We start from the raw sequence: 25,057 nt of genomic DNA on the forward strand, positions 1-25,057 counted from the left end.
CTGCATGCAGATCAGTACCGACCTGGCGCTCATGGACATCCCCATGATCCACCATTTTTTGTCCACAGCAAGCACCTGGGCAATCGGCATCCCCTTGGCAACGGTAGAGCGCTCGCTGCAGCACTCACTGTGCTTCGGCGGTTTTGACCAGAACGGCAAGCAAATCGCCTTCGCCCGCGACCTCTACCAACGTTACGGCTTCACCACCCCCGCCAAACCAGAAGCGCTGATGGAAATTAACCGACCGGGAATATATCTGCAGTAAAGCTAAGTAGTATTTCCGGGATTCAAATACCGCCCTGCCACTGCGCATATTCCATGCGGCTCGCAGGCCTATGTGCTTGAAGAAGCGCATGGGATATGCGCAGTGGCGGCATGCTGTTTTTGGCTTGCTGTGGCTGGTTTTGTTTTTATTTCCGTCGTTACTGTACGATTGCCGACCGGGGGTAGCCCGGTAGCTACTTACTTTCCTTGCTTCGCCAAGAAAATGTAAGCAAAAGAAGGCGACCGCAAAGTCGCTGCCCTTACGGGTGCCCGCCTGTGCAGGTCAAAAAATGGGAAATGAAGCAAACTCGCCTGCGGCTCAGACAGCTTCATTTCTAATCCATTTTCTGCCATGCACAAGCGGCAGCGCCACATGCGGAAAGCGAAGGTCAACACATCCGTAGTGCGGCAGCCGTTCCTGCGCACACGCAACATCAAAGCGCTTCGAATTACCGCAATCCGCTGCTTTTGACTTGGGTTTTGACCTTGCTTTTGAATTAGGTTGTGACCTTGCTTTTGACTTGACTTTTGAATTGGCTTTTGACTTGGTTGTTGACTCTGCTTTTGACTAGAATTCGCATGTGGCGCTGCCAATTGTGCGGGGCAGAAAATGGATTAGAAAGGTTCGTGTTTGAGCGTAGCGAGTTTCGAACTTTTCCCATTTTATGACCTGCATAATTGGGCACCCGCAGGGCAGCGACTTTGCGTCGCCTTCTTTTGCTTCCGTTTCTTGGCGAAGCAAGAAAAGGGAGTAGCCGCCGGTCTACCACCGGCCGGCAATCTCACTGCAACGACAGACGATCATTCATCGGCTCGCTATAGTAAATAAAAACCGTATTCGTTAACGTACATATCCATGCGGGAAATACACACACAAACAGATACGCGCTCATCACTTACTCAATTCGCATAAAAAATTTCAGCCGGAACTTCGGTATAACTAAGCCTATGCTTAGGATTTATTTTAATCAACGTCGGCACGGTACCTGACTGAGTGCAGGCATCCACCCCTTTCCTCACTAACGTTTTTTCCCCTTCCAAAATTGTAACGACTGCACCAATTCTTGAAGCACAATGTCCTTCTGGATGGAACCTAGGCGCAAGTAAAGGGGAAATTTCGATTTTATAATGATGGTTTTTTAGTTGGCAGCTTGTCTTTACAAGCGTGGGTGTAATCGCATATTTACCATCCGCATCTTGCACGAATGAAACAAGATCTCTTGGATTCCACTGATTAACAGTGAGCGCTGTAATCGCGGCTTCACCTTTTTCATTCCAAGCACCGTTAAACCAGACCATCAGTTCAGTCTTTTTCTCGTTGCACTCCAGTCCGACAGTCAAGTAAAACTGATCCGACAATGCCGGCGATGAAAACAAACAAATGAACAAAGTAAGAATAATTTTCATTTAGCGCTTAAGGTGTTTTTTCCAAACCCCAAAATACCAGATAATTTTCAATTTAACAAAACATTCAACCCGTATCCGCCGTCCCAATCCAGCCAATTTCGCAGAATTTACATTTCCACACGATAAATATACTCCCCAGGTGTATCACCCATCACCAGATCATTACGCACGTCACTATTGCGCAAACACGGGATTACTACCGATACTCCCTATAATCAACAATAATCCAAAGCCCATCCCCTAGTCTGCGTATCTGTCAAGACTGGCGCAATCGCACAGATTGCGTATCATCTGCCACTTGTTTTTAATTTCTCTTTGAATATTTTTATGCTGCCTTCGATAGAACAACGTCTTGCCCTAGAACTTGCTGCCAAACCGGTGCAGGTTGCCGCCGCTATTGCCTTGCTCGACGAGGGCGCGACGGTACCGTTTATCTCGCGCTATCGTAAAGAAGCGACCGGCGGGCTGGACGATATCCAGCTACGTTTACTGGAAGAGCGGCTGCGCTATCTGCGCGAACTGGAAGCACGGCGCGCCGCCATCATCAGCTCTATCGAGGAGCAAAACAAAATGACGCCAGTCTTGCTCGATGCCATCACGCATGCCGAAGACAAGACCCGCCTCGAAGACTTGTACCTGCCCTACAAACAAAAACGTCGCACCAAGGCGCAGATCGCGCTGGAAGCCGGTCTGTTGCCACTGGCCGATGGCTTGCTGGCCGACCCGACCTTAGAGCCTGAAGTACAAGCTGCGCTGTATCTCAAACCGGCCTTCAGCACCGACAGCGGCGAGAATCCCGGCGTGCCAGACACCAAGGCGGCGCTCGATGGTGCGCGCCAGATTTTGATGGAACGCTTTGCCGAAGATGCCACTTTGCTGCAAGCGCTGCGCGAATATTTGCTCGATCACGGTATCGTTGAATCCATCGTGGTGCCAGGCAAGGAAGAAGCGGGCGCCAAGTTCAGCGATTATTTCGCTTACTCAGAAACTCTGGGCACGATTCCTTCGCACCGCGCTTTGGCGATCTTCAGGGGGCGGCGTGAAGAGATGTTGACGGTGGCTTTGCGCCTCGACACTGAAGAAGAAAAACCAAAATGGGATGCGCCGCTAAATCCTTGCGAGAGCCGGATTGCGGCGCGTTTTGGCGTCAAAAATACTGGCCGCGCGGCCGATAAATGGCTGGCCGACACGGTGCGCTGGAGCTGGCGCGTCAAGGTTTTCATGCATCTCGATACCGAGCTGATGAGCAATCTGCGCGAGAAGGCCGAAGTGGAAGCGATCAATGTGTTTGCGCTGAATCTAAAAGCGCTGCTGCTGGCCGCACCGGCTGGCCCACGCGCGACGATGGGTCTTGATCCTGGCCTGCGCACCGGCTGTAAAGTGGCGGTGGTCGATGCCACCGGTAAGGTGGTCGATTACACCACCATTTACCCGCACCAGCCGCGCAATGATTGGGATGGCTCACTGCACGTGTTGGCAGCGCTGGCCGCCAAGCACAATGTGGCTTTGATTTCTATCGGTAACGGCACCGCCTCGCGCGAGACCGATAAGTTGGCGCAAGATCTGATCAAGCTCAAACCTGAACTCAATCTCACCAAGATCGTGGTGTCGGAAGCCGGGGCCTCGGTGTATTCGGCGTCTGAATTTGCCTCGAAAGAATTGCCTGATCTGGATGTGACGATACGCGGCGCAGTCTCGATCGCCCGCCGTCTGCAAGACCCGCTGGCTGAACTGGTGAAGATCGATCCTAAGTCTATCGGCGTTGGCCAATACCAGCACGATGTCGGCCAATCTCAGCTCGCCAGATCACTCGATGCGGTGGTCGAGGATTGCGTGAATGCGGTCGGTGTCGACGTGAATACTGCTTCTGCCCCTTTGCTGGCGCGGGTTTCCGGCCTGTCTTCGAGCGTGGCGAACAGCATCGTTGCGTTCCGCGATGCCAAGGGAATGTTTACTTCGCGTGCCGAGCTGCGTTCGGTTCCGCGTCTCGGTGACAAGACTTTTGAGCAGGCCGCAGGCTTCTTGCGCGTCATGAAGGGCAGCAATCCGCTGGACGCTTCGGCGGTCCATCCAGAATCGTATCCGCTGGTAGAAAAAATTCTGGCGGATATCAAAAAAGATGTGGGCAGCGTGATTGGCGACGAACGTCTGTTGAAATCGCTGAGTCCGGCCAAATACGCCGACGAGAAATTCGGCATACCGACCATCAGCGATATTCTCAAAGAACTGGAAAAACCAGGCCGCGATCCGCGCCCTGAATTTACTACGGCCACCTTTAAAGACGGCGTCGAAGAGATTCGCGATCTGCGTCCCGATATGATTTTGGAAGGCGTGGTCACCAACGTCGCCGCTTTCGGTGCCTTTGTCGATATCGGCGTGCATCAGGATGGTTTGGTGCATATCTCGGCCCTGTCGAACACTTTCGTCAAAGATCCGCACACGGTGGTTAAAGCCGGCCAGGTAGTGAAAGTGAAAGTGCTGGAAGTGGATGAGAAGCGCAAGCGTATCGCCCTCACCATGCGCCTCACCGATAGTGCGCCGCAGCCAGGCAGCCAGCCTGAGCAGCGCGCCAATCGCGACGATGCCAAGCGCCTCAATCAACACAACGCGCAGCAAAATCGGCAGAGTTCTGCTCCGGCACCTAGCAATAATGCGATGGCATCAGCCTTCGCCAAGCTACGTTCCTGATGCAGGGCTAGCTTAATCACATTGAGAATAAGCCAGCTAACGCTGCAAAGAGCCATATACTCCCCCTATTTCTTAAATAAAGAGGCTGTTTGCGCATACTGCATATGCGTAAACGAAAAATACCTAGGGGGAGTATGTGGATATTTCAGCAATGGAAAGCAACAGGGACGGGCATGAGCGTTTTCCCCGCTTGCGAGGACTTGCACAAAACCGCTCCAGCTAGGCGCACCGCCGCAGACAGTACGCTAGTACAGCAAGGCGAGTGCAACAACGCTGGAGCGGTTTTGTGCAAGTCCTATTTCCTTTATAATGGCGCCATACAACCACCGAGGACTTACCATGAGCGACGTACAAAGCTGGATCAAAGAAACTGTTAGCACTAACCCTGTAGTGCTGTTCATGAAAGGCACTGCGCAATTCCCACAATGCGGTTTTTCTGGCCGCGCCATACAAATCATCAAAAGCTGTGGCGTAGAAAATCTGGTCACCATCAATGTGCTGGAAGATGCTGCTGTACGTCAGGGCATCAAGGATTTCTCCAACTGGCCAACGATTCCTCAGTTATACGTCAAAGGCGAATTCATAGGCGGCTCTGACATCATGAATGAAATGTTTGAAAGCGGCGAAATGCAAGCTTTGCTGAAAGCCTAAGTTCAGCATGAGCGCAGCACACGCACCCCGTAAGCTAATCGTCGCCATCACCGGCGCGACTGGCGTCATCTACGGAGTGCGTCTGCTACAAGCGCTGCGTGAATTACCTAATGTACAGAGTCACCTGCTGATTTCAGAAGCGGGCGTGCTCAATCTACACCAGGAGCTGGACTTCAATCGCAAAGATGTCGAGGCCTTAGCCGATGTGGTTCACAATGTGCGCGATGTTGGCGCCAGTATCGCCAGCGGCTCGTTTCAATCGGACGGCATGGTCATTGCGCCGTGCTCAATGAAAACCCTGGCAGCAGTCGCCAACGGCCTATCCGACAATCTAATCACGCGTGCCGCCGATGTAGTCTTGAAAGAGCGCCGCCGCCTGGTGCTAATGGTCAGGGAAACCCCGTTTAATCTGGCGCATCTGCGCAATATGACATCCGTTACAGAAATGGGCGGCATCATCTTCCCTCCTCTGCCCGGCTTCTATCACAAGCCACAATCTATCGAGGAAATGGTCGATCATACGGTAGGCCGCGTGTTAGATCTGTTCGCCTTGCCGCATCACCTGACACCGCGTTGGAATGGCTTGAAAGATAGCTGAGCGATTTCCGTACCGAGTAAGTAGCGAATAAGTAGCAAATAAAAGCATAGCGCCTTCCGGCCTAATTACCATCAAACAAGCCATCGCGTTGCGCTTGACCCCAGTTAAGCCGCATTGAGCCACCTCGTCGATTACGTGACACTGCATGAGCGACACTAGCTAAAACACGACGGCCACTCAGCGGCGCTGTTTAGGTCAAGCGGATAGCGCCGAAATTTATGGAGTGCCAGTAATGGCGGCATGATGCTGGGGTGCAGTTTGACGTGTGAGTCCATTCATTAGCGCCACCAACACGCGCATAGCCCCAGCAACTTAAGTCTCATGTCATTTCTAACGAACTAACTGCCTTGACTTAGTTGCGACACCCGTCTCATACCTATTTAGCCTACTGTCGCTAGGTATCAAGCAAATCAGCTTACATGGTGGTGACATGAAGATGAAAAGCAAACAGACAAAACAAAAGGCTTAGAGATCGAAATCTCTAAGCCTTTTATCTTACTGCTAATTCTTGGTGCCGACTGCCGGAATCGAACTGGCCACCTGATGATTACAAGTCAACTGCTCTACCAAATGAGCTAAGTCGGCAAAACTATTTTCTTCAACTCATTAATTTCTTAATCAGCCTTTGAAGAACAATATTATAGACTACTTTATTATTTTGAGTGTGGGTTTTTCAAACTTTTTTTGCGGCTCACTCGCTGACTTGGCATCGCCCTTAGTTTCTACCGCACTCGGCTTGCTACTCACTGCCGCCAAACCCAGACTAGGTCTGCTAGCCTCTTGCACGGGTTCTGGTGCGATCGGCACCAATGTTTCGGCCGACTCGACTACGTCGGTATCGAAAGCCATGCCCTCGCCGTTTTCACTGGCATAGACGGCCCTGACATTTTCTATTGGAACGTAAATTTCTCTGGATACACCACCGAAACGCGCATTAAAGGCCACCGCAACATTATCCATCTTCAGTCCGCTAGTGGCACCAAAGCTGATATTTAAGACGATTTCACCATTGCGGACAAATTCCATAGGGACTCGGGTGGCGCCAGATACTTTAACCGCCAGATAAGGCGTAAAGCCATTATCGGTGCACCATTCATAAATGGCGCGCATGAAATAAGGTTTAGTGGAACTGGCAGACATAAGAGATAAATTTCTTGGAAGGTGTTTGAAGAATAGACCTTGAGTTCAAAAACAACAAGGCTGACAAATGTAAAATGTCAGCCTTGTGGTAGAACGATCAGAGCAGATTAACGACGCATTACTTTTTCAGACGGCGTCAATGCTTCGATATACGCTGGGCGGGAGAAGATACGCTCGGCGTATTTCATCAGAGGTGCCGCTGTTTTGGACAACTCAATACCATAATGGTCGAGACGCCATAACAAAGGCGCGACAGCTACATCGAGCATCGAAAATTCATCGCCCAGCATGTATTTATTTTTGACAAATAAAGGCGCTAATTGAGTCAGGCGATCGCGAATTTCCGCTCTGGCCTTGTCTTGCAACTTGGATGAAGAGGAGGATTTCTCATTCTCTAAAGTATGCACATGTACGAACAATTCTTTTTCAAAATTGAACAACATCAGACGGGCACGGGCGCGTTGCAAAGGATCGGCTGGCATCAATTGCGGATGTGGAAAACGCTCATCAATGTATTCGTTAATGATGTTTGATTCGTACAAAATCAATTCACGTTCAACCAGAATAGGCACCTGACCATACGGGTTCATGGTCGAAATATCTTCTGGCTTATTGAACAGATCAACGTCACGAATTTCAAAATCCATGCCTTTTTCGAACAAAACCAGACGGCAACGTTGTGAGAATGGGCAAGTTGTACCCGAGTAGAGAACCATCATTTTACAGTTCCTTAAAAACGATTAGGGTGAGGCGCCTATTTTGCGCACCTCACCCTGGGATGACACATCCGCCAAACTAGGTGGCGGACGACTTATTTACTTTACTTCTTTCCAGTAGGATGCATTCAGACGCCATGCCAAAAAGCTAAGGAATGACAAGAACAACAACACCACCACACCTAATTTTTTACGTGTGTTTTGCGCAGGCTCCCCCATCCATTGCAGGTAGGCAACGAGGTCCGTGACCGCACTATCATACTCAGTGGCAGTCATTTTACCGTCAGTGACTTTCTCAAATCCGGCAAACTTATGCACGACTTTGGACTCATCATGATGGTCTTTTTCTTCCACAAACTTGGCAGTGCGCACACCTTGCAGTTCCCACAAAGCATGCGGCATACCGACATCTGGGAACACCATGTTATTCCAGCCAGTCGGACGATTTTCGTCTTTGTAGTAGGTACGCAGATAGGTATAAATCCAATCTGCGCCAGAGCCAGCACTAGAAGCCTTGGCACGTGCGATCACCGATAAATCTGGTGGAACTGCACCAAACCATGCCTTAGCATCTTTAGGAGCAAGGGAAGTTTTCATCAAATCACCGACTTTTTCGCCGGTAAAGAGAAGGTTTTCCTTAATTTGCTCTTCCGTTAAACCGATATCTTTCAAACGGTTGTAACGCATGGCGGATGCCGAGTGACAGTTCAGGCAGTAGTTGACGAACAGCTTAGCGCCATTCTGCAAAGCGGCCATATTGGTACCGCGATCTTCTGCGTGATCCAAAGGGAAGCCGCCGGTATTTGCCAATGCAAAAGCTGGGACCAGGGCCAGGGCGGCGATCAATTTTTTAAATAATTTCATGCTGATTATTCCTTTGAGCGCTTAGTGTGCTGAAAATGTCACGCGTTTTGGCACAGGCTTAAATGTGCCCATCGCGCTCCACCATGGCATCAACAAGAAGAAACCGAAATAAATCACGGTACAAACTTGTGAGACACGCTCTTTTTCAGGTGACGGTGCTTGCACACCCAAATAACCCAAAGCCACGAAACAGATACCAAATACGATCAAAACGTATTTATGCCATTGTGGACGGTAGCGTATCGATTTCACCGGCGACTGATCCAACCAAGGCAAAGCACCCAGGATCATCACAGAGGAACCGAATAAGACCACGCCCCAGAATTTAGCATCCAGCGCACCAGGCATCATGCCTGCCAAGGCCAGCAAAGCAATACCAGCAATCGCCATTTTGATTTTCGATGGCAACTTAGTCGTCATGAAAATCAAGCCTACATAGGCAACAATACCCGCCATCACTACATACATGAACTCAGTTGTAGTTGCACGCAAAATAGAATAAAACGGCGTGAAATACCATGTTGGAGCGATATGCGGAGGCGTCTTCAAAGAATCGGCTGGAATGAAATTATTATATTCCAAGAAATAGCCGCCCATTTCAGGCGCAAAGAACACCACGGCACTGAAAATTACCAGAAACACAGTCACGCCAAAAATATCGTGGAAAGTATAGTAAGGATGGGAAGGAACGCTATCCAAAGGATGGCCGTCTGGACCCAAATTTTCTTTCACTTCAATACCGTCTGGATTATTCGAACCGACCTCATGCAAAGCGATCAAATGTGCAGCAACCAAACCTAACAACACCAAAGGAATTGCTATCACATGGAAAGCGAAGAAACGGTTAAGCGTTGCATCACTGACGACGTAATCACCACGTATCCACAAGGACAGATCTGGACCGATGAAAGGGATAGCACCGAACAAGTTAACGATAACTTGTGCGCCCCAGTAAGACATTTGGCCCCAAGGCAGCAGGTAACCAAAAAATGCTTCTGCCATCAGACAAAGGAAAATCGCAAAACCAAACAACCAGATCAATTCACGTGGTTTACGATACGAACCGTACAACAAGGCACGGGTCATATGCAGATAAATAATAATGAAGAAGGCCGAGGCGCCAGTCGAGTGCATATAGCGCACCAACCAACCCCAAGGTACATCACGCATGATGTACTCAACCGAAGCAAACGCCAGCGTGGCATCCGGCTTGTAATGCATCACCAGAAAAATACCGGTAACTATCTGTATCACCAGCACCAACATCGCCAATGAGCCAAAGATATACCAGAAATTAAAGTTTTTTGGTGCGTAGTATTGACCCCATTGATCGTTCCACAGCTTAGTCAGCGGGAAACGGGAGTCTACCCAATTGAGCGCTTTGTCAACGACAGGAGCGTCTGCAGGTAATTTTTTCTCAACAAATGCCATGATTAAGCCTCGCCTTTCTCATCTTTACCGATGAGGATTTTAGTGTCCGACAAGTACATATGACGGGGAACATCCAGATTTTGTGGCGCAGGTTTATTTTTATAAACGCGACCAGCCAAATCAAAAGTCGAGCCATGACATGGGCACAAGAAACCACCGGCCCAATCATCAGGCAAAGATGGTTGCGCTCCAGCGGCGAATTTTGAACTAGGCGAGCAACCCAGATGTGAACAAATACCAACTGTGATCAACACATCGTTATGCTCTTTACGAGCACGACTTTGTTTGTCGCAATATTCTGGCATAGCCATGGTGTAAGGTTTTTTCGATTCTGGATCGGCCACCTTATCTTCTGTCTTTGCCAAGCTAGCCATCATCTCAGGCGTACGCTTGAGTATCCAGACGGGCTTACCGCGCCATTCGAATACTTTCATTTCTCCCGGCTTCAAATCCGAGATATCAGCTTCTACCGGCGCGCCTGCAGCTTTTGCGCGTTCAGACGGCTGAAAAGTGCTTACCAACGCACCTGCGGTTGCCAAACCAGCTACGCCACCCGCTGCGCACGTGGCGACGAGCAAACCGCGACGGCCAGAATCGACCTGCTTTTCGATACTCATACCAACCCCAATCTATCAAAAATCAAAACTTGACGAAGCGCAACCCCACTTCTAACAACCTTAAATTATAAAGTAGCTGAGTATGGTTTTAAAGGAAAAGATGATCAGACAGGCAAACTAGTGTGATTTTTCTGGTATTTTGTCAATTATCGGAAAAATTACTATCTTTGCGCGCGAGATAAGCATGTTAAGAACAAAACAAATAGATCCCATTTAACAAAGATTTACGCAACTATCATCAGATTAATAGCACTTAGGCATTATTATATTGGCGTTTTCCAAGGACTATATTTACCACTTTACTAAGGAATTTTCATGAGCATGATGCAAGAATTTAAGGACTTCGCGTCCAAAGGCAATGTAGTCGATTTGGCGGTCGGTGTCATCATCGGTGCTGCTTTCGGAAAAATTGTCGACTCTCTGGTGGCGGATATTGTGATGCCGGTCGTCGGAAAAATTTTTGGCGGCTTGGATTTCTCCAGTTATTACTTGGGCTTAAACGGGCAAGCAAGCGGCTTAGCCTTAGCTGAAGCAAAAAAAGCCGGCGCAGTATTGGCATATGGAAATTTCATCACTATCGCTCTCAATTTCATCATTTTGGCTTTCATCATTTTTCAAATGGTGCGCCTGTTCAATAAAATGAAAAAAGATGAGCCTGTAGCCGCGGTCGCAGAAGTTGCAACTCCGGAAGATGTGGTGTTACTACGTGAAATTCGTGATGCTTTAAGAAAATAGACTTTCATAAAAAAACCGCCTGGTAAAAAATCGGCGGTTTTTTTATTTAAACAGGATTATCAATATCGACAAACTGATGCCCGCATCCAAAGTGTTGCGAGAGGTACTCTCCCAAGGCCGCAACCCCGTAACGTTCAGTTGCGTGATGACCGCAGGACAGATAGACAGTACCAGACTCGCGCGCCAAATGTACGGTAGGCTCAGAGATTTCACCACTCAAATATACCGATGCCCCTGCAACGATTGCCTTATCAAATAGATTCTGCGCCGCACCACTACACCAGGCGACCTGATCTATCAATTGCGCGGCATCACCTATCAGCATAGGTTTGCGCCCCAATTTTTTCTCTATATGACAGGCCAAATCACCTACCGTTTTAATTTCAGGATCTGACATCTTGCCGAGCCAACCCAGATCATCGTCGCCAAAACGAGAACTCGCGTCGATCTCCAGTTGCCTGGCTAGCTGAGCGTTATTCCCGAGTTCTGGATGCATATCCAAAGGAAGATGATAGGCGAACAGAGAGATATCATTTTCCAGCAAGAGTTTCAAGCGACGCTGTTTTTGGCCGACGACACGCATATCCTCCCCGCGCCAAAAATAGCCGTGATGCACCAAAATAGCATCCGCCTTTAACTCCACTGCTCGTTCCAGCAACGCCAAACTCGCCGTTACACCACTAAGTATCAGTTTAATCTCCGCACGCCCTTCCACCTGCAGCCCATTTGGGCAATAATCACGGTAACGTGCCGTTTCTAATTTTGCATCCAGATATTTTGCGAGCACGTCCCTATTCACCGATATTTCTTTCATACTCAAATCTTTCTATGCGTCGTTTATGGTTATTGTTTGCCCAAACTGCTACCGTTGGTTTGGCGCTATGGTTTATTCTCAGCACCTTAAAGCCCAATTGGTCGAATCAAGTATTGAACTCGACTCATAAATTAAACTTAACTTCTAGCGTGAGTATGCAAGAGGCTCCGATAAATGGAGCTACTACGCAGTTCTCGTATCGCGAGGCGGCAAAACGTGCCATGCCATCCGTGGTCAATATCAATACAGCGAAGGGGGCGCGTCAGGCAAATAATCCCTTACTCAATGATCCATTTCTCAAACGCTTCTTTGGTGATCAACAGAGCCCGCAGACAGAGCGCCAGTCTAGCTTAGGCTCCGGGGTCATTGTTAGTTCTCAAGGTTACATTCTAACCAATAACCATGTGATCGAAGAGGCAGATGAAATTTCGGTATCTTTAGCAGATGGACGCCAGGCCAACGCCAAAGTAGTAGGCACCGATCCCGAAACCGATCTGGCAGTAATAAAAATCGAACTAGATAATTTACCGGCCATTACTTTAGGGCATTCAGAACAAGCCTTTGTCGGCGACGTAGTGCTGGCGATTGGCAATCCATTTGGGGTTGGCCAAACTGTCACGATGGGCATAGTCTCAGCGTTAGGTCGCAACGATGTTGGCATCAATACCTATGAGAATTTTATACAAACCGATGCGGCAGTCAACCCAGGTAATTCAGGTGGTGCACTGGTCGATATTAACGGAAATCTGCTCGGCATCAATTCGGCAATTTATTCGCGCAATGGCGGCTCGCTCGGCATAGGTTTCGCAATTCCTGTGTCGACCATCAAAACGGTGATGGAAGCGATTATCGCCGATGGTCAAGTGGTACGGGGTTGGATAGGCGTTGAACCGCAAGACATCACGCCGGAGATGGCAGAGAGTTTTAATATCAAGGAGGCATCCGGTGCGATAGTGGCTGGCGTGGTACGAGGCGGGCCGGCCGACAAGGCCGGCATACGCCCAGGCGACATACTTACAGGCATAGAAGGGAAATCAGTAAGTAATAAAACAGAAATTCTCAACATAATCGCTCAATTGAAACCGAATACCAAGGTGAAATTTAGTGTATTAAGGCGAACGTCGGTATCTAGCTTCGATATCTTAATCGGCAAGCGACCATCAGTTAAACGCGAAGAATAAAAACTTAGTTAGGAATTTTTCTATGCACGTCCGTGATTTAAGTCGTTTTTTATTTGAATTATCCGAGAGTAATAATCGCGCATGGTTTGTCATGAACAAGCCACGCTACGATATCCTGCGCGCAGAATTTTTGGAGTTTGTCAGTCAGTTAATCACGCAAGTGAGTCGCTTTGATACTGTCATTGCCGGTTGCGAAGCCAAAAAAGCTCTTTTTCGCATTAATAGAGACGTACGTTTTGGAAAAGATAAGTCGCCGTATAAAACTAATTTTTCGGCATCTATACTACCTAGCGGACGCAAAAAACCCAGCGAAGGCGGTGGTCCTGCGTACTATTTTCAGCTTGATGGCAATGGCCGCTTATTTTTTGCGGTTGGGGAATATATGCCGCCGTCGGACAGATTAAAGGCCATTCGAAATCATATCTTGGCCGATCCTAAGGGATTCTCCAAGCTCCTTAAGGACAAGGGACTTAAAGAAATTTTTGGGACCTTACAGGAAGAGGGGAAATTAATCCGGCCACCCAAAGGTTACGACCCGGACCATCCACATATAGAACAGCTTAAACTGAAAAATTTTATGGTTTGGACCGAATGCTCGATCAATGGCATGGATGCCGAACAAATACAGACAATTTTGCTAAAGGGCTTTAAAAGTGCCCTTCCGCTGGTCACCTGGCTACGCTGCGCCAGCGATTAATCAATAATTTCGTCAGGAGCCTGAGTTGCCTTGACAAAAATCGGGGCAACCAATAATCCCAATTCATACAATAAGCACATAGGTATCGCCAATGAGAACTGACTAACGATATCCGGCGGGGTCACGATAGCTGCAATCACAAAGGCACCGACAATCACATAAGAGCGTATCGCTTTGAGTTTTTCCAAAGGCACCAAACCCATGCGTACCAGGACCACGACTACAATAGGCACTTCAAAAGTCATGCCAAACGCCAGACACATGGACATAATAAAATCGAGATAATTTTCTATATCTGGGGCGACCGTGATCGAGGTTGGGGCAAATTCATTGATAAACTTAAATACCCGACCGAACACAAAGAAATAACAAAACGCGACGCCAGACATAAAAAGTAGCGAGGAAGAAATCACTAAAGGTGCGACCAAACGCTTTTCATGGGTATACAAGCCAGGAGCCACAAATGCCCATGCCTGATATAACACCCAGGGCAGGGCCAGCATGAAAGCCACCAATAGGGTAACCTTCATAGGCACCAGAAACGGTGAGATGACGCCAGTTGCGATCATCTTCGCACCGACTGGCAAAGAGGCGATCATAGGCTGCGCTAAAATGTCATAAATGGCAGAAGGTCCTGGCCAGGCAAATAAGCCCGCGCAAACAAGCGCAATTCCTATCGATGCCTTTACCAAACGATCGCGCAATTCAACCAAATGTGAAATAAAGCTATCAGCCGCCCCCTGCAAATTTGTATCGGTCATGCACGGCCTGTAATGAATGAGGAATTGTATTGAGAATACATTTAGAAAAAACTTGCCGGTGATTGAGGTTTCGCCCTGTGCCGAGCCATTCTTGCCGAACCCGATATCACATGGGCACGCTGGCCATTTCGACTTTTATACCAAAGTGGAATGGCTGAGCTACGCGCCAGTTTTTTACGACGAAAATTTTTGGATTTAATTGCTATTGCATCATCTGCCGGCAAACTAGCTAGCGAGGAGCCAGTATCGTCACCATGCCAGGCAGCGTTCAGGTCACTCTCTGTTTGTGCGATGGATTGCCCTATCGACTGCTCCACGTCTTGCACTGCATCTTGTGCATCTTTGTGCATCTTGCGTAATTCATCGAGTTCTATCTCGCGACTCACTTCAGATTTCACTTCATTAATATAACGTTGCGCGCGACCAAACAGGGAGCCAGCCATGCGGGCAACCTTAGGTAAGTCTTTAGGGCCTATCACCACCAGCGCAACTACGCCGATCAGCGCCATCTTGCTGAGTCCGAGATCTATCATAAATCGATATTTACCAGCCGCTTACAGCTTGGTTTTTTCCTTGGCTTCGACATCAACCGTCACTTTATCGGCAACTTGTTTTGCTTCCGTAGCGGCTTTATCTTCTTCGCCCTTAACGCCGTCTTTGAAGCCTTTGACAGCCTTACCTAGATCACCACCGATATTGCCCAACTTTTTGGTGCCAAAAACCAGCATGACAATTACCAGTACGATCAACCAATGCCAAATACTAAATGAACCCATGATTTCTCCAATATGAGGGCCTCGCCCTCGTCATAATATTTACCGCCAACTAGTATCAATGAAAATCTAATCGCGATTTCGCTTAGACCCACCAATCACATGCATGTGCAGATGATACACCTCTTGGCCGCCGTCCGGCCCCGTATTGATCAAGGTTTTATACCCACCAATGTGGCCGCCGTCAGCATTTTTTGTTACACCACAACCTTGTTGCTGCGCCAGTTTAGGTGCCAACTCTAGCATTTTACCCAGCAATTCCGCATGTTCAGGTTTAGCATCGGCCAAGGTAGCCAGATGCAACTTAGGAATAATCAAAAAATGCACTGGTGCTGCCGGATGAATATCCTTAAATGCCAGTAAATCCTCATCTTCATAAATGGCATCAGAGGGAATTTGCTTGGCAACAATTTTACAGAAAATACAGTTTTCCACATTAACCTCTATCATTGCTATTTAACTCATCAGGATAGTCTAGGCGTCTTTTCGAGCCGCTTTTTCATCTAATCCGGAAAGCCCCTCGCGTCGCGCTAATTCCATTAGCACTTGCTGGGGAGTAAGATTATATTGCGCCAACATGACAAGCGTGTGAAACCACAGATCCGCACATTCATATAATAGTTTAGTAGCATCACCGGAAACCCGCGCATCTTTCGCTGCCATGACAGTTTCGGTTGCTTCTTCACCTATTTTTTTTAAAATCGCGTCGTCGCCTTTTGCGAATAATTTGGCAACATACGAGGTTTCGGGATTTCCACCATTGACCGGTTTACGGCTTTCCATCATGTCAGCCAGACGCTGCAAGATATCTTGTTCACTCATGTTCATGGAAGTTTCGCTCACTTATATATACTTTCCGGGTCTTTCAGAACCGGCTCAACTGCCAGCCATTCGCCGGCACTGGCGTCGCCTTCGAATTTCTGGAAAAAACACGAATGGCGTCCGGTGTGACAGGCAATACCATCAATCTGTTCAATCTTGAGCAGAACCACGTCCTCATCGCAATCAAGGCGAATCTCGAGCACCTTTTGTATATGGCCGGACTCTTCACCTTTATGCCATAGTTTTTTACGCGAACGGCTCCAATAAACAGCCTCGCCTAGTTCCACTGTTTTGGTCAAAGCGTCACGGTTCATCCAGGCGAACATCAATACCTCGTTGCTGCTAGCCTCTTGCGCGATCACGGGCACCAGGCCGTACTCATCCCAGCGCACTTTGTTTAACCATTTATAACTCATACCAACCTCATAGGAATACTTTGTGCCGCCATAAACTGTTTTGCTTCTTGCACAGTGTGCTGACCAAAATGGAAAATACTTGCAGCCAGCACCGCATCTGCACCGCCCAGCTTGATGCCGTCAGCTAAGTCTTGCAGACTGCCGACCCCACCGGATGCAATCACGGGAATATCCACCGCATCCGACACGGCCCGCGTCAAGCCAAGATCAAATCCCGATCGCGTGCCGTCTTTGTCCATGCTGGTCAGCAGGATTTCTCCGGCACCAAGACGCGCTATATTGCAGGCCCATTCGACCGCATCGAGGCCAGTCGCGTTACGACCGCCATGCGTATACACTTCCCATTTTCCGGGTGCAATCCGCTTGGCATCAATCGCTACCACGATACATTGCGAACCGTATTTGTGCGCGGCATCGGCTACCAGTTGCGGATTAGTAATCGCAGAAGTGTTGATGCCGACTTTATCTGCGCCCGCATTGAGCAGACGACGCACGTCAGCCACAGTGCGCACACCACCGCCCACTGTCAAAGGAATGAACACCTGGGAAGCCACCGCTTCTATAATAGGCAGAATTAAATCTCTATCATCTGAGGAGGCCGTAATGTCGAGAAAAGTGATTTCATCGGCACCTTGTGCATCGTAGCGCCGGGCGATCTCTACCGGATCACCGGCATCGCGCAATTCCTGAAAATTGATGCCCTTGACGACTCGGCCTGCGGTCACATCCAGACAAGGGATAATACGTTTTGCCAGCGTCATGTGAGATCTTCTTCGCTATCGAATTCGCCACTCAGTTCGTCGGCCCTATCCTGCGCCGACAACAAATCTAAAGTGCCCTCGTAAATCGAGCGGCCGCAGATAACACCAGATATACCTTCATCCTGCACCGCACAGAGCGCCTCGACATCGGCCAATACGTGTACGCCACCCGACGCGATCACTGGGATGCTGACCGCTTGCGCCAGCTTGACGGTGGCCTCGATATTCACGCCGCCCATCATGCCATCGCGGCCGATATCAGTATAGATAATCGCTTCAACGCCATAGCCTTCAAATTTTTGCGCCAGATCGATGACATCGTGACCGGATAACTTGCTCCAGCCATCGGTCGCGACCTTACCATCCTTGGCATCGATACCAACAATAATCTGCCCTGGAAAAGCGGCGCAGGCATCGGCTAAAAAGCCAGGGCTCTTTACCGCAGCGGTACCTATAATGATGTAAGACAAGCCGTCATTCAGATAGCGCTCTATGGTATCAAGATCGCGTATTCCGCCACCCAATTGCACAGGAATTTCTTCAGTACCAGTTTCTTCCGCGTACTCACGCACGGCTTGCAAAATCGCCTTGACTGCCGCTTCATTGACAGGTTTACCGGCAAATGCACCATTTAGGTCCACCAGATGCAAGCGACGCGCACCTTGCATTAGCCAATGTCGCGCCATTTCGGCAGGAGCATCAGAGAAGACAGTGGCTTGATCCATGTCTCCTTGTTTCAGGCGTACGCAGTGACCGTCTTTCAGGTCGATGGCAGGAATGAGCAGCATGATGAGTATCTATGAAAAAGGTAAAAAATCGAATTTAACAAAAACAAAAAAGACCTAGTGATCAAGGCTTCCAGTGAACGAAATTTTTATACAACTGCAAGCCAGCCGCGGAACTTTTTTCTGGGTGAAATTGCGTCGCAAAAATATTATCACGAGCCACCGCACAAGCAAACGTGGCTCCGTAATCGGTAACACCGACGGTATGCAACGAGTTCTCAGGTTGCGCAAAATAGCTATGCACAAAATAGAAATAGGCCCCGTCGTCAATACCTTGCCACAAGGCATGCGGCTGGGCTTGTTTAACGCGATTCCATCCCATTTGCGGCACTTTGTAGCGTGAACCGTCAGCCTGCAACTGGCCGCGTAAATCGAAACGAACAACCTTGCCTGGCAATAGACCCAAGCCCGGCGTATCACCTTCGGCACTGACATCAAACAGCATTTGCTCGCCGACACAAACCCCAAACAAGGGTTTGCTACGCGCCGCTTCCATGACGGCATCCTGCACGCCAGACTCACGCAAGCTGCTCATGCAGTCAGGCATCGCGCCCTGACCTGGCAAAACCAGCCGATCGGCGCTCTTGATATCGGCAACTTCGCCGGAGATGATGACATTGGCTTCCGGGGCCACCGCACGCAGGGCTTGAGCCACCGAGCGCAGATTGCCCATACCATAATCGACAACAACAATTTTATTCATATTGGACTACTTGCGAAGCAAGGAATTTCAGGATTAAAGGCTGCCTTTAGTGGACGGTATGATACCGACCGAACGTGCATCGAGTTCGGATGCCATACGCAAAGCGCGGCCGAAAGCTTTAAATACCGTTTCGCATTGATGATGTGCATTATCGCCACGCAAATTATCGATATGCAGGGAGACCAGTGCGTGATTGACAAAACCCTGGAAAAATTCATGGGTCAGATCGACGTCAAACGAACCTATCATGGCGCGTTTGAACGGTACATGAAACTCCAGACCAGGCCGACCGGAAAAATCGATCACCACGCGTGACAAGGCTTCATCCAGAGGCACGTAAGCATGACCGTAACGGCGTATGCCTTTCTTGTCGCCCATCGCGATTGCAAACGCCTGTCCCAGCGTGATACCGACATCCTCCACCGTATGATGGGCATCGATATGCAGATCACCAACCGCTTCGATTTCCAGATCGATCAGGCCATGACGAGCGATCTGATCGAGCATATGGTCTAAAAATGGAACACCGGTATTGAGTTTTTGCTTACCGGTTCCATCGAGATTGATGGCTACACGGATCTGCGTTTCATTGGTGTTGCGGGTAACTTGTGCGGTGCGTTGGGCTTGCATAATTTTGGGCTATTGAGGCTATAAGGGCTTTGATTGCAAAGATGCGTTCATAATGATGCACTAAAAGCATCAAGGAAGAGGGAATTTTCTTCTGCTGTGCTAACGGTAATACGCAAACAATTTTCCAGCAGCACGTGCATTTTACCTACATTTTTAACTAATATTTTTTGTTTCACCAATTTAGCGAATACTTGTTCGGCTTGCGGCACCCGAATCAGCAGGAAATTTGCCGCAGACGGAAAAACCGTAACCCCTGGCAAACGTGCCAAAGCCTCAGCCAAGACGCCGCGTTGCTCGCATAACTGTGCAGCCTGCGCGTCGAGTACTGCGACCTGTTCGAGCATGAATTGAGCCGCAGCTTCGGTCAACACATTGATATTGTAGGGCGGACGTACTTTTTCGAACTGATCCAGCAAGGCCTGGCTTCCCGTCATGTAACCGAGACGGATACCCGCCAAACCCAACTTCGACACGGTACGCATGACAATCAGATTGTCGAATTCTGCCAGGCGCGACATAAAGCTGACCGGTGAAAAGGGTTGATACGCCTCATCTAGAATAACCACTCCGGTGTCGCCCACCACACGCAAAATTGCCTCGATATCCGCCACTTCGTACAAAGTGCCTGTAGGATTATTCGGGTACGCCAAATAAGTGATGGCTGGTTGATGCTCGACGATCGCGGCTAACATCGCCGTCCTGTCTAACGTCAGATCTGCGTTTAACGGGACGCCAATGAACTCCATGCCAGCTAAGCGCGCCGACATTGCGTACATCACAAAGCCAGGCACCGGTGCCAGCACCTTGGCTCCGGGTTTAGCGCAGGCCACCGAGACCATAGAAATCAATTCATCTGAACCATTACCGAGCACCAGATCGTAATTCTGCGGTACGCCAAGTTGTAGTTTGATGGCCGCTTTCAAACCGCTGTAGCTAGGCACAGGATAGCGATTTAATGCCACTTGCGCCAAACGCGTGGCCAGCACTTGCTGCAACTCTGCACTTAAGGTGTAAGGATTTTCCATCGCGTCCAGCTTCACGAAACCAGCAGCATCCTGCACATGATAGGCGGCCAACTCTAACACTTCAGGGCGAAAAATATTCTTAATCAAGGACATAAACTTACTCACTGTAAAAATATCTAGATGATAGGAAGTGCCATAGACTGACCGATGGCGGTCGCGTCTTGGGTAGACTTCGCTCGTTTTTTAATCGGTTTACTCGCTGTGTTACTGCTGACATTCGCATCCACCTGCACGGCTTTTTTTGCGGCAGCGGCATTCTTTAACGTGGCTGTTTTTTTAAGCGACTTACGGCCGCGTTTGGCTTTGGCGAGTCCGGAAACTTTAGCAACTTTGGCCCGGATAGGCTCGCTAGGTTGATTGCTGCGCTCTACCCTTAGCGATTCCGGAGACGCCAACCTGCGTTGAATAATGTCGCAATAGTCGGCATTTAATTCAAAACCGACAAAATTGCGGCCGCAACGTTTGGCTGCCACGGCAGTAGTGCCACTACCCATAAACAGATCCAAAACGATACCGTCGGGCGGGCAAGATGCCAGCAGCATACGCTCGATGATCTCTAAAGGTTTTTGGGTGGGGTGATCAGCGCGCTCAGGATTTTCTTTATGTATCCTGGAGACACTCCACAAATCCTTGGGATTGTAACCAAGCTCTAGCCACTTGGCGCCGACAAAGATAGCGCGAGACCTGGCTTTTTTGGTGGCGGCATCGTAAGGGATGCGCACCGCATCGAGATCGAAGTAATGTCCTTTGGCCTTGGCGAAAAAACCTATGGTGTCATGTACCGATGAAAAACTTCTGACACTGCCCCCCATCGATGGCACTCGTCGGTCCCAGATAATTTCATTGAGCATAATCATGTGCTGCTTGAGCATCACAAAAATCTCCGGCGAATAACGCCAGGTCAAAAATATGTACAGACTGCCGTTCGGTTTTAATTTCGGCAAGGCCGCCTGTATCCAACGCGCGGTCCATGCCAGATAGTCGGCCGCGGCTTGTTTGTCGGAGTCGTTACCGTAATCCTTACCCAAACTATACGGTGGATCAGTGAGGATTAAATCAATACTGCCGTCTGGTATCCTAGCTAAACCCAGTACAGCATCTTCATTGAAAATCGTATTGATATAGCTGCTCATGGATACCTTTTAGCGCACTGCTGTGTTCGCAGGACTCTTGAATAATACGGCCGGCCTTGGCATGATGAAAAACCCAAACGGTACCTAGCCCAAGGCGCATATCCCATGCGGCTTTCCGAGGCAATAGGCTGGAAACCCGCATGGAATATGCGCACTGGGCTAGTTCACTTTTTAACTTGACGACGTCAAACGGTATTCGGCACTACGTGCATGCGCTTGCAGGCCTTCACCATAGGCCAATTCAGCCGCGACCTTGCCTAAAATTTGTGCACCTTGTTCGCTGACGTGTATCATCGACGAGCGCTTCTGAAAATCGTACACCCCTAAAGGTGAGGAAAAGCGCGCTGTGCGTGAAGTGGGCAACACATGATTCGGGCCGGCGCAATAATCACCCAAAGCTTCGGAAGAGAACCGTCCCAGGAACATGGCACCGGCGTGGCGTATCTGCTCAGCCCATTGCCGCGGATTTTCAGTGGAGATTTCCAGATGTTCAGCTGCGATGCTATTGGCAATATCACAGGCTTGCTGCATATCAGCGACCTTGATCAGGGCACCACGATTGGCCAGCGAGGTGGCGATGATCTCTTTTCGTGGCATGCTTGCTATCAGCTTAGCGATACTGGCAGCCACCGCATCGAGGTAGGCAGCGTCTGGACATAGCAATATCGACTGCGCCAACTCATCATGCTCGGCTTGCGAAAACAGATCCATGGCAATCCAGTCCGGATCGGTACTGCCATCGCAAATCACCAAAATCTCAGAAGGACCAGCGATCATGTCTATGCCTACCGTACCGAACACGCGGCGTTTGGCGGCTGCGACATAGGCGTTACCAGGGCCGACTATTTTATCCACCTGCGGGATGGTCGCTGTGCCGTAAGCCAGCGCAGCTACTGCTTGCGCCCCACCTATGGTGAATACACGATCGACTCCGGCGATGGCGGCAGCCGCCAACACCAGAGGATTTTTGATGCCGTCAGGAGTCGGTACCACCATAATGATTTCCACTACGCCCGCCACCTTGGCCGGAATCGCATTCATCAAGACCGATGAAGGATAAGCGGCTTTACCGCCAGGCACATAAATGCCAACGCGATCTAAAGGCGTCACTTTTTGCCCCAGTACCGTTCCGTCCGCTTCGGTATAGCTAAAACCAGCCGAGCCGCATGCTGTTTTTTGCACCTCGTGATAGGCCCGCACACGCTGCGCTGCCATCTCTAAAGCAGCACGCCGTTCTGGTGCTAAAGAGGCCAGCGCCGCCTGCAGTTCGGGCTGGCCGATTTCCAGTTGTTGCAAGCTGCTAGCGCTAAGTCGATCAAAACGATTGGTGTACTCCAGCACCGCTGCATCGCCACGTTTTTTTACATCGGCGAGTATCTGCGCAGCAGTACGATCGATCGCCTCATCTTCGCTGGCCTCAAACGCCAACAATTGCCTGAGCTGCGCAGAAAAATTTTCATGGCTAGCATCGAGCCTGGCAATTTGAGCTAGCGCAAGGCTGGGACTATTTTGATCCGACATTATTTTCCTTTGGAGGCGCGGTCAAATGCTTCGATGATAGGTTGCAGACGTTCGCGCTTAAGTTTTAACGCCGCCTGATTCACCACCAAACGCGAAGATATTTCCATAATGTGTTCGACTTCAACCAAATGATTAGCGCGCAGGGTATTCCCGGTGCTAACCAGATCGACGATGGCATCAGATAAACCAACTAAGGGTGCCAACTCCATAGAGCCGTACAACTTAATCAAATCGACATGCACCCCTTTACGGGCGAAATGTTCGCGCGCAATTTCGGTGTACTTAGTCGCCACCCGCAAACGTGCCCCTTGGCGCACTGCAGTGGCGTAATCAAAACCGACCGACACCGCCACCGACATACGGCAATGGGCAATATTGAGATCGATAGGCTGATACAAACCTGCGCCACCATGCTCTTGCAAAACATCTTTACCTGCCACACCAAAATCCGCAGCACCATATTGCACGTAGGTAGGCACATCGGAAGCACGCACTATAATCACGCGCACTTCCGGATCGTTAGTGGCTAGAATCAGTTTGCGTGACGTTTCAGGATCTTCTGTGACACGTATCCCGGCCGCTTCCAGCAGCGGGAGCGTTTCTTCAAAAATCCGGCCTTTGGATAGCGCCAGGGTCAGTTGCTGATTGGGTGGCATAGTCATCATGATCGCTTATTTCACTCTTTGTATGTGGGCACCAACGGCAGATAATTTCACTTCCATTTTGTCGTAACCACGATCCAGATGATAAATCCTGTCGATCAGGGTCTCGCCCTCGGCCGCCATCGCGGCGATCACCAAGGAGGCAGAAGCGCGCAGATCTGTTGCCATGACGGGCGCACCGACCAGTTTATCGACGCCGGTAACGATGGCGGTGTGGCCATCGATCTCGATATGCGCGCCAAGACGATTCATCTCTTGCACATGCATGAAGCGATTTTCAAAAATAGTTTCAGTGACGCGACTGGCTCCTTGCGCAATACAATCCAAAGCCATAAATTGCGCCTGCATATCGGTAGGAAAGCCCGGATATTCGGTAGTACGGAAACTCACCGCCTTCGGACGTCCGCCCATTTGTGCACGGATCCAGTCTGGCCCACTGGTGAGTATCACGCCGGCTTCGCGCAATTTATCAATCGCGACATCCAGAATATCGCTACGTGTATTTTTCAAAGTGATGTCGCCACCGGTGGCGGCCACCGCGCATAAAAATGTGGCGGTCTCGATACGGTCAGCAATCACCGCATGAGTTGCGCCATGCAAGCGCTCTACGCCCTGAATCACCAGTCTATCTGTGCCTATACCTTCGATCTTGGCACCCATCGCTACCAGCAAATGCGCCAAATCAGTGACTTCCGGTTCGCGCGCTGCATTCTCCAGAACAGTTTCGCCATCGGCCAGAGTTGCCGCCATCAGCAGATTTTCTGTGCCTGTCACGGTGATCATATCGGTGACCACACGAGTGCCTTTAAGGCGTTTGGCTTTGGCGTGGATATAACCGGCTTCGATAGTGATCTCGGCACCCATCGCCTGCAAACCCTTGATATGCTGATCAACCGGACGCGAACCTATGGCGCAACCGCCCGGCAAAGACACTTTTGCCTCACCAAAACGCGCCAGCAATGGACCAAGTACTAGGATCGATGCGCGCATGGTTTTTACCATCTCATACGGCGCTTCCAGCTTAGTGATTGCGCCGCCATTGAGCGTCACAACACCGTTTTCTTCGGTCGCAGACAAACCCATCTGACGCAGCAATTTGAGCATGGTCGCTACATCTTGCAATCCAGGTACGTTGTGCAAAACCACATCGTCCGCAGTCAGCAATCCTGCGCAAAGTATCGGCAGCGCTGCATTTTTGGCGCCAGAAATATTGATCTCACCGTTAAGGCGATAACCACCTGTGATCAGTAATTTATCCATGA

At 49.6% G+C, this 25,057-nt stretch carries 29 protein-coding genes and 1 tRNA gene; 7 read left to right on the forward strand and 23 right to left on the reverse strand.

From position 1 onward, the window contains the following. Positions 1 to 4: 4 nt before the first annotated feature. Positions 5 to 265: a hypothetical protein gene (locus ACO0K8_RS08885; protein WP_422946299.1), complete on the forward strand. Its 261-nt coding sequence runs from the start codon at positions 5 to 7 to the stop codon at positions 263 to 265. 899 nt (positions 266 to 1,164) lie between these two features. On the opposite strand, the gene ACO0K8_RS08890 is transcribed toward ACO0K8_RS08885, so the two are convergent. Then, positions 1,165 to 1,671, reverse strand: coding sequence for a hypothetical protein (locus ACO0K8_RS08890; protein ID WP_422946300.1), 507 nt, complete (start codon positions 1,669 to 1,671; stop codon positions 1,165 to 1,167). Between the two features lie 327 nt (positions 1,672 to 1,998). Between ACO0K8_RS08890 and ACO0K8_RS08895 the strand changes: the two genes are divergently transcribed. From ACO0K8_RS08895 to ACO0K8_RS08905, 3 genes are all read left to right on the forward strand, one after another. Then, the gene (locus tag ACO0K8_RS08895; RefSeq protein WP_422946626.1) at positions 1,999 to 4,359 is read left to right on the forward strand and encodes a Tex family protein; all 2,361 of its coding nucleotides are present in this window, start codon (positions 1,999 to 2,001) and stop codon (positions 4,357 to 4,359) included. A gap of 339 nt (positions 4,360 to 4,698) precedes the next feature. After that, on the forward strand, positions 4,699 to 5,010 hold the full coding sequence (gene grxD / locus ACO0K8_RS08900) for a Grx4 family monothiol glutaredoxin (RefSeq protein WP_422946301.1): 312 nt from the start codon (positions 4,699 to 4,701) through the stop codon (positions 5,008 to 5,010). A 7-nt stretch (positions 5,011 to 5,017) separates the two neighbouring features. Beyond that, complete coding sequence (locus tag ACO0K8_RS08905; RefSeq protein ID WP_422946302.1) at positions 5,018 to 5,608, forward strand: UbiX family flavin prenyltransferase; 591 nt, start codon at positions 5,018 to 5,020, stop codon at positions 5,606 to 5,608. Between the two features lie 509 nt (positions 5,609 to 6,117). Here the strand turns inward: ACO0K8_RS08905 and ACO0K8_RS08910 are convergent. The 6 genes from ACO0K8_RS08910 to petA all read right to left on the reverse strand — a co-directional run bounded on the left by ACO0K8_RS08910 (position 6,118) and on the right by petA (position 10,376). Continuing rightward, a tRNA-Thr gene (locus tag ACO0K8_RS08910) sits at positions 6,118 to 6,193 on the reverse strand. Between the two features lie 60 nt (positions 6,194 to 6,253). Then, positions 6,254 to 6,748: a ClpXP protease specificity-enhancing factor gene (locus ACO0K8_RS08915; RefSeq protein WP_422946303.1), complete on the reverse strand. Its 495-nt coding sequence runs from the start codon at positions 6,746 to 6,748 to the stop codon at positions 6,254 to 6,256. Between the two features lie 107 nt (positions 6,749 to 6,855). After that, positions 6,856 to 7,467: a glutathione S-transferase N-terminal domain-containing protein gene (locus tag ACO0K8_RS08920; protein ID WP_126128087.1), complete on the reverse strand. Its 612-nt coding sequence runs from the start codon at positions 7,465 to 7,467 to the stop codon at positions 6,856 to 6,858. Positions 7,468 to 7,563: 96 nt separating this feature from the next. Continuing rightward, positions 7,564 to 8,328: a cytochrome c1 gene (locus ACO0K8_RS08925; protein WP_422946304.1), complete on the reverse strand. Its 765-nt coding sequence runs from the start codon at positions 8,326 to 8,328 to the stop codon at positions 7,564 to 7,566. Positions 8,329 to 8,349: 21 nt separating this feature from the next. Beyond that, complete coding sequence (locus ACO0K8_RS08930) at positions 8,350 to 9,762, reverse strand: cytochrome b (protein WP_422946627.1); 1,413 nt, start codon at positions 9,760 to 9,762, stop codon at positions 8,350 to 8,352. Beyond that, entirely contained in the window at positions 9,762 to 10,376 is a 615-nt protein-coding gene (gene petA, locus ACO0K8_RS08935; RefSeq protein ID WP_422946305.1) for a ubiquinol-cytochrome c reductase iron-sulfur subunit, read from the reverse strand. The genes ACO0K8_RS08930 and petA overlap by 1 nt, the downstream gene beginning before the upstream one ends. Positions 10,377 to 10,691: 315 nt before the next feature. Between petA and mscL the strand changes: the two genes are divergently transcribed. Beyond that, positions 10,692 to 11,111, forward strand: a complete 420-nt coding sequence (gene mscL, locus ACO0K8_RS08940; protein WP_422946306.1) for a large conductance mechanosensitive channel protein MscL — start codon at positions 10,692 to 10,694, stop codon at positions 11,109 to 11,111. A gap of 46 nt (positions 11,112 to 11,157) precedes the next feature. On the opposite strand, the gene ACO0K8_RS08945 is transcribed toward mscL, so the two are convergent. Then, the gene (locus tag ACO0K8_RS08945; RefSeq protein ID WP_422946307.1) at positions 11,158 to 11,925 is read right to left on the reverse strand and encodes a Nif3-like dinuclear metal center hexameric protein; all 768 of its coding nucleotides are present in this window, start codon (positions 11,923 to 11,925) and stop codon (positions 11,158 to 11,160) included. 14 nt (positions 11,926 to 11,939) lie between these two features. Here ACO0K8_RS08945 and ACO0K8_RS08950 point away from each other — a divergent pair, with 14 nt between their 5' ends. Continuing rightward, complete coding sequence (locus tag ACO0K8_RS08950; protein WP_422946308.1) at positions 11,940 to 13,106, forward strand: trypsin-like peptidase domain-containing protein; 1,167 nt, start codon at positions 11,940 to 11,942, stop codon at positions 13,104 to 13,106. Positions 13,107 to 13,128: 22 nt separating this feature from the next. Then, positions 13,129 to 13,803 carry a DUF2461 domain-containing protein gene (locus tag ACO0K8_RS08955; protein WP_422946309.1) on the forward strand — a complete coding sequence of 225 codons (675 nt, stop codon included), beginning with the start codon at positions 13,129 to 13,131 and terminating at the stop codon, positions 13,801 to 13,803. Here ACO0K8_RS08955 and tatC read toward each other — a convergent pair. The 15 genes from tatC to murA form a co-directional block, all read right to left on the reverse strand. Beyond that, the gene (gene tatC / locus ACO0K8_RS08960) at positions 13,800 to 14,564 is read right to left on the reverse strand and encodes a twin-arginine translocase subunit TatC (RefSeq protein WP_422946310.1); all 765 of its coding nucleotides are present in this window, start codon (positions 14,562 to 14,564) and stop codon (positions 13,800 to 13,802) included. The genes ACO0K8_RS08955 and tatC overlap by 4 nt on opposite strands. Before the next feature lie 41 nt (positions 14,565 to 14,605). Further along, the gene (gene tatB, locus ACO0K8_RS08965; protein WP_422946311.1) at positions 14,606 to 15,097 is read right to left on the reverse strand and encodes a Sec-independent protein translocase protein TatB; all 492 of its coding nucleotides are present in this window, start codon (positions 15,095 to 15,097) and stop codon (positions 14,606 to 14,608) included. 21 nt (positions 15,098 to 15,118) lie between these two features. Next, positions 15,119 to 15,340 carry a Sec-independent protein translocase subunit TatA gene (gene tatA, locus ACO0K8_RS08970; RefSeq protein ID WP_422946312.1) on the reverse strand — a complete coding sequence of 74 codons (222 nt, stop codon included), beginning with the start codon at positions 15,338 to 15,340 and terminating at the stop codon, positions 15,119 to 15,121. Between the two features lie 66 nt (positions 15,341 to 15,406). Beyond that, entirely contained in the window at positions 15,407 to 15,772 is a 366-nt protein-coding gene (locus tag ACO0K8_RS08975) for a histidine triad nucleotide-binding protein (protein WP_422946628.1), read from the reverse strand. Between the two features lie 39 nt (positions 15,773 to 15,811). Then, positions 15,812 to 16,165 (reverse strand): phosphoribosyl-ATP diphosphatase, encoded by a 354-nt coding sequence (locus tag ACO0K8_RS08980; RefSeq protein ID WP_422946313.1) that lies wholly within the window; start codon positions 16,163 to 16,165, stop codon positions 15,812 to 15,814. An 11-nt stretch (positions 16,166 to 16,176) separates the two neighbouring features. Next, positions 16,177 to 16,575 (reverse strand): phosphoribosyl-AMP cyclohydrolase, encoded by a 399-nt coding sequence (gene hisI / locus ACO0K8_RS08985; protein ID WP_422946314.1) that lies wholly within the window; start codon positions 16,573 to 16,575, stop codon positions 16,177 to 16,179. Then, positions 16,572 to 17,336: an imidazole glycerol phosphate synthase subunit HisF gene (hisF, locus tag ACO0K8_RS08990; RefSeq protein WP_422946315.1), complete on the reverse strand. Its 765-nt coding sequence runs from the start codon at positions 17,334 to 17,336 to the stop codon at positions 16,572 to 16,574. The genes hisI and hisF overlap by 4 nt, the downstream gene beginning before the upstream one ends. After that, on the reverse strand, positions 17,333 to 18,124 hold the full coding sequence (hisA, locus tag ACO0K8_RS08995; protein WP_422946316.1) for a 1-(5-phosphoribosyl)-5-[(5-phosphoribosylamino)methylideneamino]imidazole-4-carboxamide isomerase: 792 nt from the start codon (positions 18,122 to 18,124) through the stop codon (positions 17,333 to 17,335). Before hisA ends, hisF begins: the two co-directional genes overlap by 4 nt. Positions 18,125 to 18,185: 61 nt before the next feature. After that, positions 18,186 to 18,824, reverse strand: a complete 639-nt coding sequence (hisH, locus tag ACO0K8_RS09000) for an imidazole glycerol phosphate synthase subunit HisH (protein WP_422946317.1) — start codon at positions 18,822 to 18,824, stop codon at positions 18,186 to 18,188. Between the two features lie 33 nt (positions 18,825 to 18,857). Beyond that, the gene (gene hisB, locus ACO0K8_RS09005) at positions 18,858 to 19,454 is read right to left on the reverse strand and encodes an imidazoleglycerol-phosphate dehydratase HisB (protein ID WP_422946318.1); all 597 of its coding nucleotides are present in this window, start codon (positions 19,452 to 19,454) and stop codon (positions 18,858 to 18,860) included. 47 nt (positions 19,455 to 19,501) lie between these two features. Beyond that, complete coding sequence (gene hisC, locus ACO0K8_RS09010) at positions 19,502 to 20,572, reverse strand: histidinol-phosphate transaminase (RefSeq protein ID WP_422946319.1); 1,071 nt, start codon at positions 20,570 to 20,572, stop codon at positions 19,502 to 19,504. A 23-nt stretch (positions 20,573 to 20,595) separates the two neighbouring features. Further along, a complete protein-coding gene (locus ACO0K8_RS09015) occupies positions 20,596 to 21,612 on the reverse strand; it encodes a DNA-methyltransferase (RefSeq protein WP_422946320.1) in 1,017 nt (338 codons plus the stop codon). Between the two features lie 171 nt (positions 21,613 to 21,783). Continuing rightward, positions 21,784 to 23,133: a histidinol dehydrogenase gene (gene hisD / locus ACO0K8_RS09020; protein WP_422946321.1), complete on the reverse strand. Its 1,350-nt coding sequence runs from the start codon at positions 23,131 to 23,133 to the stop codon at positions 21,784 to 21,786. Further along, on the reverse strand, positions 23,133 to 23,798 hold the full coding sequence (gene hisG / locus ACO0K8_RS09025) for an ATP phosphoribosyltransferase (protein WP_422946322.1): 666 nt from the start codon (positions 23,796 to 23,798) through the stop codon (positions 23,133 to 23,135). The genes hisD and hisG overlap by 1 nt, the downstream gene beginning before the upstream one ends. Before the next feature lie 6 nt (positions 23,799 to 23,804). Beyond that, positions 23,805 to 25,055, reverse strand: a complete 1,251-nt coding sequence (gene murA, locus ACO0K8_RS09030; protein ID WP_422946323.1) for a UDP-N-acetylglucosamine 1-carboxyvinyltransferase — start codon at positions 25,053 to 25,055, stop codon at positions 23,805 to 23,807. Between the last annotated feature and the right edge of the window lie 2 nt (positions 25,056 to 25,057).

The organism is Undibacterium sp. Ren11W (assembly GCF_049340485.1).
Taxonomy (GTDB): Bacteria; Pseudomonadota; Gammaproteobacteria; order Burkholderiales; family Burkholderiaceae_D; genus Undibacterium.